Below are 3,603 nucleotides of genomic sequence, written 5' to 3' on the forward strand. Positions count from 1 at the left end.
CCCCCCCATGGCGGTGGGTGGTGCTAATCCTTGTTTGGAGTGGTCTTGTTGACCAGCATCAAGAATTCCGCGTTCGATCCGGTTTCGCGGATCTTCCCGGTGAGCACTTCCAGTGCCTGCTGCGGATCGATGCCCGAGAGCATGCGGCGCAGGCGCCACATGATGCGCACCTCTTCGGCACTCATCAGCTGCTCTTCGCGGCGGGTCGAGGAAGCGTTGACATCCACTGCCGGGAAGATGCGCTTCTCGGCCAGCTGGCGCGAAAGGCGCAGCTCCATGTTGCCGGTGCCCTTGAATTCCTCGAAGATGACCTCGTCCATCTTGGAACCGGTCTCCACCAGGGCGGTAGCCAGGATGGTCAGCGAGCCGCCATTCTCGATGTTGCGGGCTGCACCGAAGAAGCGCTTCGGCGGGTACAGCGCTGCCGAGTCGACGCCGCCGGAGAGGATGCGGCCCGAGGCCGGAGCGGCCAGGTTGTAGGCACGGCCCAGGCGGGTCATCGAGTCCAGCAGGACCACGACATCCATGCCCATTTCCACCAGGCGCTTGGCGCGCTCGATGGCCAGCTCGGCCACGGTGGTGTGGTCATCGGCCGGGCGGTCGAAGGTCGAGGCGATGACCTCGCCCTTCACGGTGCGCTGCATGTCGGTGACTTCTTCGGGACGCTCATCAACGAGCACCATCATCAGGTGCACTTCCGGGTTGTTGATGGTGATCGCGTTGGCAATGGCCTGCAGGATCAAGGTCTTGCCGGCCTTCGGAGGCGAAACGATCAGGCCGCGCTGGCCCTTGCCGATTGGCGCGACCAGGTCGATGACGCGCGGGCCGACCAGCTTCGGATCGGTTTCCAGGCGCAGGCGCTCGGTCGGGTACAGCGGGACGAGCTTGTTGAACTCGACGCGTTCGCGGTTGTCCTCTGGCTTCTTGCCGTTGACCGAAGTCAGCTGCACCAGGGCGTTGAACTTCTGGCGCGGGTTCGGGGTCTCGCCCTCGCGTGGCTGGCGGATCGCGCCAACGATGGCGTCGCCCTTGCGCAGGTTGTACTTCTTGACCTGGCCCAGGGTGACGTAGACGTCGTTCGGGCCGGGCAGGTAGCCGGAGGTGCGCACGAAGGCGTAGTTCTCCAGCACGTCCAGGATGCCGGCGATCGGCAATACGACGTCGTCCTCGCTCAGCTGCGGCTCGTCGTCATCACGGCGGTTGCGGCGGTTGCGGTTGTTGCGATCGTTACGGTCGTTGTTGCGATCGTTGCGATCATTGTTGCGCTCGCGGCGGTTGCTGCGGTCATTGCGATCGTTGCGGTCGTTGTTGCGCTCGCGGCGTTCGCGGCGGTCATTGCGGTCGCCACGCTCGGAACGGTCCTCGGTGTTCTCCGAGTCGTTCGAGTCGTTGTTGCGATCGTTGCGATCGTTGCGATCGTTATTGCGCTCAGCACGATCGTTATTGCGCTCGTTGCGGTCGTTGTTGCGCTCGTTGCGGCGGTTGTTGCGCTCGCGGCGCTCTTCGCGGCGGTCGGTGCGCTCTTCAGCGTTCTCCGACTCGGCAACTTCGGTGCGCTCAGTGCGCTCGGTGCGCTCGGTGCGCTCGGTGTTGCGATCGCGGCGGTTGCCACGCTCACGGCGGTTGCCGCGCTCGCGGCGCTCTTCGCGTGCTTCGCCGTTGTTCTCGGCGTTCTCCGCCGGTGCCTCGGCCTGCTCGGCTACCTGCTCTGCTGGCTGGTCAACCGGCTTGTTGTTCCGCGAGTTGCGGCGCTGGCGTGGAGCCTTGGGCTCCTCGGCTGGTGCCTCGGTAGCGGCGTCGTTGGCTTCGGCAGGAGCCGCAACCTTGCCCGAGTCGGTCACGCGGCGCGAGGTGCGGCGTGCGCGAGCTGGCTTTTCCGCCGGATCTTCAGCAGCCGCGCCGGCCTCTGGTGCGTTCTCGGTCTCGGCCTGCGCCTGGGCCGCGGCCTTTGGCGCACGACGTGCACGGGTCTTGGTTTCCTTGGCCTGCTCGGCTGGAGCTTCAGCCTTCGCTGCGGGAGCTTCGGTCTTGGCAGACTTCGCTTCCTGTGCGGCCTTGGCGTCCTTGGCGGCAACGGAACCACCGCGCTGGTGGTCGCCGATGGCCTTGACCAGATCAGCCTTGCGCATCCGCGAACCGCCGGTGATACCCAGCTGCGAAGCCAACTGCTGGAGCTGGGTCATTTTCAAAGAGGCCAGTCCGGCGCTCTTGTTTTCGGAAGTCTTGGTGTCCACGCCTTCGTTGAGGCTCGTGGTTTCGGTCACGAAAGTTCCTTCTGACTCGTAGGATGGGCCGCTTCAAGGCAGGCCCACTATGCCGTAAATGATGTTCAGCAGCCGAAGATTTCGTGGCTACTTCACTTTCTCCCCGCAAGATGGCCCAGAATTCGGGGCAAAACTGCAGTGGATTAGAGAGACTGACATCTCCTAGGCACGAAGACGTACCTGAATGCGGGATATCAAAGTTGCTGCGAACTGCAGGAAGATCCGGGACGGCTGGACGGATGAAATGGGGTTCGAGAACCGAATTTATCCGCATCAACACTGGCCACAAAGGATTCGGACCGGGCTACTGCCCAGCTATCCGGCCTGCCATGGTGTTACAGCACTTCTACTGTAACACCGTTGGCGGCCAGCTTGGGAACTTCAGCACGCCAAGACACTGGAGATCCTGCAGAGAATTCATCGATGGCCGCTTGCACGGCAGCGACCTGTTCATCGCTGGCCACCAGGGTCAACACGGTCGGTCCGGCACCGGAAACCACTGCGGCCAGGCCTGCACCGCGCAGCTTGGCAATCAGCGCCGCGCTTTCGGGCATGGCCGTGGCGCGATAGTCCTGGTGCAGGTAGTCCTTGGTGCCGCCCAGCAGCTGGCGCGGATCGTTGCTCAGCGCATGGATCAGCAGCGCGGCGCTCGCGCTGTTCGCCGCGGCTACCGCGTGGTCGACCTGTGCAGGCAGCGCGCCGCGCGCGACCTCGGTGGACAAGCCGTTGGACGGGATCGCCAGCACTGCGCGCAGGTCCGGGTGCAGGGGCACCTGCACCGAGCTGAAGCTGCCGGCGGCATCGGTGGCAGAGATGCTCAGCCCGCCAAAGACCGCCGGAGCCACATTGTCCGGGTGCCCTTCCCACGCTGCAGCCGCCTGGAAGATCCGCTCGGTCCCGCCACGGGCTGGGGCCGGAAGCAGCGCATCGGCGGCGGCGTAGGCCGCGACAATCGCCGCGGCGGAGGATCCCATGCCGCGTGCGTGCGGGATGTTGTTATGTGCCACCAGCTGGACGCCTACCGGTTCAAAACCGGCGTCTTTCCAGTAGCGGTGCATTTCCTTGATGATCAGATGCGACTCATCGCGTGGCAACTCCTGCGCCCCATCGCCGAAAATCTCGACGCTGCTGGACTGCGCGGTGCGCACTTCGAGGCGGTCGCGGTATTCCAGGGCCAGGCCCAGCGAATCGAAGCCAGGACCGAGGTTGGCTGAGGTGGCCGGCGGGGAAACGATCAACTTCTGGCCCAGGGCGATCTGCTGCGTCATGGTTCCTTCAAGAATTCGGTGCGATAGGTATCAGGTGCGCAACGGCCCGCCGCCATTGGCTCCCCCGGTCC

2 protein-coding genes are annotated in these 3,603 nt (G+C 64.5%); both read right to left on the reverse strand.

The features are described from left to right. Nucleotides 1-23: 23 nt before the first annotated feature. Nucleotides 24-2,264 carry a transcription termination factor Rho gene (rho, locus tag ACNPN0_RS07180; protein ID WP_448938260.1) on the reverse strand — a complete coding sequence of 747 codons (2,241 nt, stop codon included), beginning with the start codon at nucleotides 2,262-2,264 and terminating at the stop codon, nucleotides 24-26. A 335-nt stretch (nucleotides 2,265-2,599) separates the two neighbouring features. Next, nucleotides 2,600-3,532, reverse strand: a complete 933-nt coding sequence (gene thrB, locus ACNPN0_RS07185) for a homoserine kinase (protein WP_448938261.1) — start codon at nucleotides 3,530-3,532, stop codon at nucleotides 2,600-2,602. Nucleotides 3,533-3,603: the final 71 nt, after the last annotated feature.

This window comes from Glutamicibacter sp. AGC84, assembly GCF_053543575.1.